Source organism: Streptomyces sp. NPDC001027 (genome assembly GCF_040299045.1).
In the GTDB taxonomy this organism is placed as follows: Bacteria; Actinomycetota; Actinomycetes; order Streptomycetales; family Streptomycetaceae; genus Streptomyces.
This window is the reverse complement of record NZ_JBEPBI010000415.1, coordinates 1-4,395: the sequence shown is the minus strand read 5'-3', so window position 1 is coordinate 4,395 and position 4,395 is coordinate 1. Positions and strand designations below refer to the sequence as shown.

Genomic DNA, 4,395 nt, shown 5'->3' with positions numbered 1-4,395 from the left:
GTCCTGCACGGAGCAGGTCGGCCCGCACGGGCGGGACCTGCTGACCCAGGAGCTCTACCAGGCCTGGGAGACGGTGGAGGACGCCGCCCGGTCCGGCGCCGACCCATGGCCCGCGCTGCTGTCCCCGCCGCCTCTGCACCGACGGCACGCGGCCTGGGCCGTGGTGACGGTACGCGGCCGCGGGACACCGGAGTTCGACGAGCTGAACGGCCGGGTGCGCGGCCGAATGCGCGCGCTGCTCACGGCGCTGGCGGAGGCGGGCGTGGCCGACGCGCACGCCTGGCCGCGGCCGTCGCCCCCGGCGCCGGCGTCCGCCGGGGAACCCACGGGCGCGCGCTACGTCATCGGGCTCGGACGCACGCCGCCCGGCGCGGAGCGGCTGGCGGACATGGCCGGCCGGTGGGCCGCCGGCCTGCGGGGCGTGGAGGTGGCGTACGTCGACGCGGGAGCGGTCCCCACGCTGCGCTGAGCCCTGCGGCGTGGGAACCGGCGTACCTCCCGGACTGCGTGCGGCGGCGCTCACCCGCCGTGGACACGGGGGTGGTCAGGCGGCCTACCGTGCGACGAGCCGGACGGGCACCTCGGCGTAGGTGTTCAGGATCGTGTTCTCCGCGATCACCGGATCGCCGGTGAGCTCGATCCGCTCGACGGAGTCGAGCAGCGCGTGGATCAGGGCGTGCAGCTCCAGGCGGGCGACGCCGTGACCGACGCAGCCGTGCGCGCCGTGACCGAACGCGAGGTGGTCGCGCGGATTGCGGCGCAGGTCGAACTCGTCCGCGCGCTCCCACTTGCGCTCGTCACGGTTCGCGGAGGCGAACAAGGCCCACACCCGCGCGCCCTGCGGGATCGTCACCCCGCCGAGCTGCGTGTCGCGCGCGGCGACACGGGTGAGGCCCCGCACGGGAGTCTCGAACCGCAGGAGTTCGTTGATCGTCGAGGCCACGAGCCCGGGCTCGGCGCGAAGGGCGGCCCACTGGTCCGGGCGCTCGGCGAAGACGACGAGCAGATGACCGATCGCGGCCGCCGTGGTCTCCAGCGACGGGCCGATGAAGTCGACGAGGAGGAGCGGGCACTTCTCGTGGGGGATGACACCCTGCTCAGCGGCCTCGAGCATGGCGGCCCCGGGACTCCCGGGCGCGAGTTCGCCGCTCGCCGCGAGCTCGTGGGCGAACGCGAAGAGACGCTGCGTCATCTCCATGTTGTGCGGGGTGCGTTCCGTGACCGGGCCGAGCAGGTCGTTGCCGACCTGGCCCCACTCGTAGAGGTGCTCACGGTTGCGGTCGGGCAGGCCGAGGTAGTCGGGTATGACCAACATGGGCATCGCCTGGGCCAGTTCGGCGACGCCGTCGATCGTGCCCCGGGCGACCACCTCGGCGACCAGGCCCTGTGCCTTGCGGGCTATCTCCTCGCTGCGGCCCTGAACGGAGCCCGGCCGCAGTCCGGCCCCGACGACGGAACGCAGCACGTCGTGCTCCGGCGGATCGCTGACCAGCGTGACGCCCCGCATGATCCGGTTGACGTCGGGATCGAATCCCACGCCCTCACCGGAGAGGAACGTGTCGTGGTCGGCCAGCGCGGCCTTCACCTCGTCGTACCGCGTGAGCGCGTAGACGTCCGGTTCGCGCAGCCGGACGACGCCGCCCAGTTCCCGTAGCTGCCGGTACTGCTCGTAGCGGATGCTCCGGGCCGAGGACGCGAACATGTCGATCTCTGTGCGGGGTACGACAGCCATGGTTTCTCCTGGAGGCGCGTGGGGGGAGCGGTCGACGATTCGGGCGCGGGCGAGGGATGGTCGACTACGTTCCTTCCTGGCCCGCCTGGCCGAGTCGGTCGGACACACCTTCCTGATCTTGCTCGGGCGCAGGTGTCGCAAAACCCGCGGTTCGGCCCCGTCGCGTCGAGGACGGGGAGCCGGAGCCCGACGGCGAGCTGCGTAGAGTGCCGCCCATGACCGTCGTGCGCTCCCTCGTCCTGTTCCTCGCCGCCGCCCTGCTCGAGATCGGCGGGGCGTGGCTGGTCTGGCAGGGGGTCAGGGAGGACAAGGGCTGGATCTGGGCCGGCGCGGGCGTCGTCGCCCTCGGCCTGTACGGGTTCGTCGCCACCTTGCAGGACGACGCCCACTTCGGCCGCGTACTGGCCGCCTACGGCGGCGTGTTCGTCGCCGGATCCCTCGCCTGGGGCGTGATCGCCGACGGCTATCGCCCCGACCGGTACGACGTCATCGGCGCCCTCGTGTGCCTCGCGGGCATGGCGGTGGTGATGTACGCGCCGCGCGGGACCTGATCCGTGCCGCCGACGCCGCCGTAGCGGGGGCTCGTCCGTCACCCTGGGGGCCCTCAACCCTCCGGGGCCGGTCGGTCAGACCGCCGCCGAGGCGGTGAGCAGCCGGCCCATCGCGGCCAGCACCGACGGCTCCACGCGGTAGTACACCCACGTGCCGCGCCGCTCGGAGGTGAGGAGTCCGGCCTCCCTGAGCTTCTTCAGGTGGTGGGAGACGGTCGGCTGGGAGACGCCGACGTCGGAGATGTCGCACACGCACGCCTCGCCGCCCTCGTGGGACGCCACCGCCGAGAACAGCCGCAGCCGCACCGGGTCGCCGAGGGCCTTGAACATCCGGGCGGCCGCCTCCGCCTCACCAGCGGTGAAGGGGCGCTCGGTGAGCGGGGGACAGCACGGATCCCCCGCCTGCCCCCCGGCGGGATCGATCAGCGGCAGCGCCTTGGTCGTCGGCATGCATCTACGTTGACATACATCGAAGCAAGGCGGACGGGTTCAGGCGCCGGGCCGGCCGGTTCCCCGCTACGCCGTGGGCGCGCGCTGCTCGCCCGAGCCGCGGACGATCAGCCGGGTGGGGACGGTGATGGTGTGGGCGCGGGTGCGGTCGCTGTCGAGGCGGGTGAGGGCGGTGGTGGCCGCAGCCCTGCCGAGTTCCTCCGCGTCCTGGGCGACCACCGTCAGAGCCGGTTCGAGCGCCTCGGCGAGCGCCACGTCGTCGAAGGCGACCACGGCGACGTCCTTGCGTCCGCTGCGGGCGAGTTCGGCGACTATGCCCAGCGCCATGATGTTGTTGCCGGCGAACAGCGCGGTGGGCGGATCGGCCAGGGTGAGGAGCCGGGCGGTCGCGGCCTCGGCGCCCTGCTGGTCGTGGGCGTTGGCGACGAGCGAGCGATCGTGGGGGATGTCGGCCTCCTGCAACGCGGAGCGGTAGCCGGCCAGTCGCTCGCGGCGCGTGTACAGCTTCACGGGCAGGTCCCCGACGAAGCCGATGCGCCGGTGTCCGTGGGCGATGAGGTGGGCCACGCCGTCATGGGCCCCGGCACGGTTGGAGCTGACGATGCTGTCCGTGGCCAGCCCGACGCCGGGACGGTCGAGGAAGACGACGGGGAGGCCGGCCGTGCGGTGGGGCTTGAGATGGGAGTGGTCGGCGCCGACGGACGGAACGACCATCAGAATGCTGACCCGGCGGGCCAGGAACTTGTCGGTCAGGGCGCGTTCGCGGTCGGGGTCGTCCGCGGAGGAGCCCATGAGCAGGGTCAGGCCGCGGTCGCGGACGGTGTCCTCGATGGCGCGGGCCACGGCGCCGAAGAACGGGTTGGCGAGGTCGGGGATGACCAGGCCGACGGTGGTGTCCGGGCCGCCGACGCGGATGTTGCGAGCCATCAGGTTCGGCTGGAAGCCGAGCCTGGCCACTGCGGCCAGTACCTGTTCCCTGGTCTGCGCGGAGGCGGGCCCGTCCTCGTTGAGGACTCGGGAGACCGTCTTGGCGCTGACGCCGACTTCTCGCGCGACGTCGGCCAGGGTGGGGCGGCGGTTGGCTGCCATGGAGGTAACCGTCTCCTGAGGGCTCTCGGTTCCGGCCGCGGCCTCGGCCGAAACTGCGAGAGCGGGTTGTGCTGTCAGGTGGCCTGGACTCCGGCGGCCTTGGCGGCCTCCGAATCCGCTACGACAGTATCTCCGGCCTCGTCGACGGTGAGTGCGCCGGTCATGATGGCGACGACCTCGGCCATGGAGTAGTCGGAGGGATTGATCAGGGCGGCGCGCCGGCCGAGGCGGTGGACGTGGATCCGGTCGGCGATCTCGAAGACGTGGGGCATGTTGTGACTGATGAGCACGACCGGCATGCCCTTGTCGCGGACGCGGCGGATCAGGTCGAGGACCTGGCCGGACTCCTTCACTCCGAGGGCGGCGGTGGGTTCGTCCATGACGACGACCGAGCGGGCCCAGGCGACGGCGCGGGCCACGGCGACGGCCTGGCGCTGTCCGCCGGAGAGGGTCTCCACGGCCTGGGTCAGCGAGCGCAGTCCGATCTTCATCCCCTCCAGGTCCTCAACCAGGTCACGGACGAGGGCTTCGACTGGCAGATCCCCGGGCTGCGGGAGGAGGTCGTCACGGAGC

The 4,395-nt window shown here is 72.6% G+C and carries 4 protein-coding genes and 3 pseudogenes; 3 read left to right on the top strand and 4 right to left on the bottom strand.

Annotated features, from left to right (window positions below; translation table 11 throughout):
* Positions 1 to 469 (top strand): annotated as a pseudogene (locus ABT300_RS41870) (polynucleotide adenylyltransferase); the annotation flags it as partial.
* A gap of 84 nt (positions 470 to 553) precedes the next feature.
* Here the strand turns inward: ABT300_RS41870 and ABT300_RS41865 are convergent.
* Positions 554 to 1,732 carry a cytochrome P450 gene (locus ABT300_RS41865; RefSeq protein ID WP_351687801.1) on the bottom strand — a complete coding sequence of 393 codons (1,179 nt, stop codon included), beginning with the start codon at positions 1,730 to 1,732 and terminating at the stop codon, positions 554 to 556.
* 215 nt (positions 1,733 to 1,947) lie between these two features.
* Here ABT300_RS41865 and ABT300_RS41860 point away from each other — a divergent pair, with 215 nt between their 5' ends.
* Positions 1,948 to 2,283 (top strand): YnfA family protein, encoded by a 336-nt coding sequence (locus ABT300_RS41860; protein WP_351687798.1) that lies wholly within the window; start codon positions 1,948 to 1,950, stop codon positions 2,281 to 2,283.
* Between the two features lie 75 nt (positions 2,284 to 2,358).
* Here ABT300_RS41860 and ABT300_RS41855 read toward each other — a convergent pair whose 3' ends face one another.
* The 3 genes and pseudogenes from ABT300_RS41855 to ABT300_RS41845 all read right to left on the bottom strand — a co-directional run.
* Complete coding sequence (locus ABT300_RS41855; RefSeq protein ID WP_351687794.1) at positions 2,359 to 2,733, bottom strand: ArsR/SmtB family transcription factor; 375 nt, start codon at positions 2,731 to 2,733, stop codon at positions 2,359 to 2,361.
* A gap of 66 nt (positions 2,734 to 2,799) precedes the next feature.
* Complete coding sequence (locus tag ABT300_RS41850) at positions 2,800 to 3,822, bottom strand: LacI family DNA-binding transcriptional regulator (RefSeq protein ID WP_351687791.1); 1,023 nt, start codon at positions 3,820 to 3,822, stop codon at positions 2,800 to 2,802.
* 74 nt (positions 3,823 to 3,896) lie between these two features.
* Positions 3,897 to 4,313 (bottom strand): annotated as a pseudogene (locus ABT300_RS41845) (ATP-binding cassette domain-containing protein); the annotation flags it as partial.
* Here ABT300_RS41845 and ABT300_RS44635 point away from each other — a divergent pair.
* Positions 4,314 to 4,395 (top strand): annotated as a pseudogene (locus ABT300_RS44635) (DUF3418 domain-containing protein); the annotation flags it as partial. It abuts the pseudogene before it with no gap.

Coding starts and splice junctions, on each gene's coding strand:
- ABT300_RS41855 (WP_351687794.1), bottom strand. CDS start 2,733: ATGCCGACGACCAAGGCGCTGCCGCTGATCGATCCCGCCGGGGGGCAG.
- ABT300_RS41850 (WP_351687791.1), bottom strand. CDS start 3,822: ATGGCAGCCAACCGCCGCCCCACCCTGGCCGACGTCGCGCGAGAAGTC.
- ABT300_RS41865 (WP_351687801.1), bottom strand. CDS start 1,732: ATGGCTGTCGTACCCCGCACAGAGATCGACATGTTCGCGTCCTCGGCC.
- ABT300_RS41860 (WP_351687798.1), top strand. CDS start 1,948: ATGACCGTCGTGCGCTCCCTCGTCCTGTTCCTCGCCGCCGCCCTGCTC.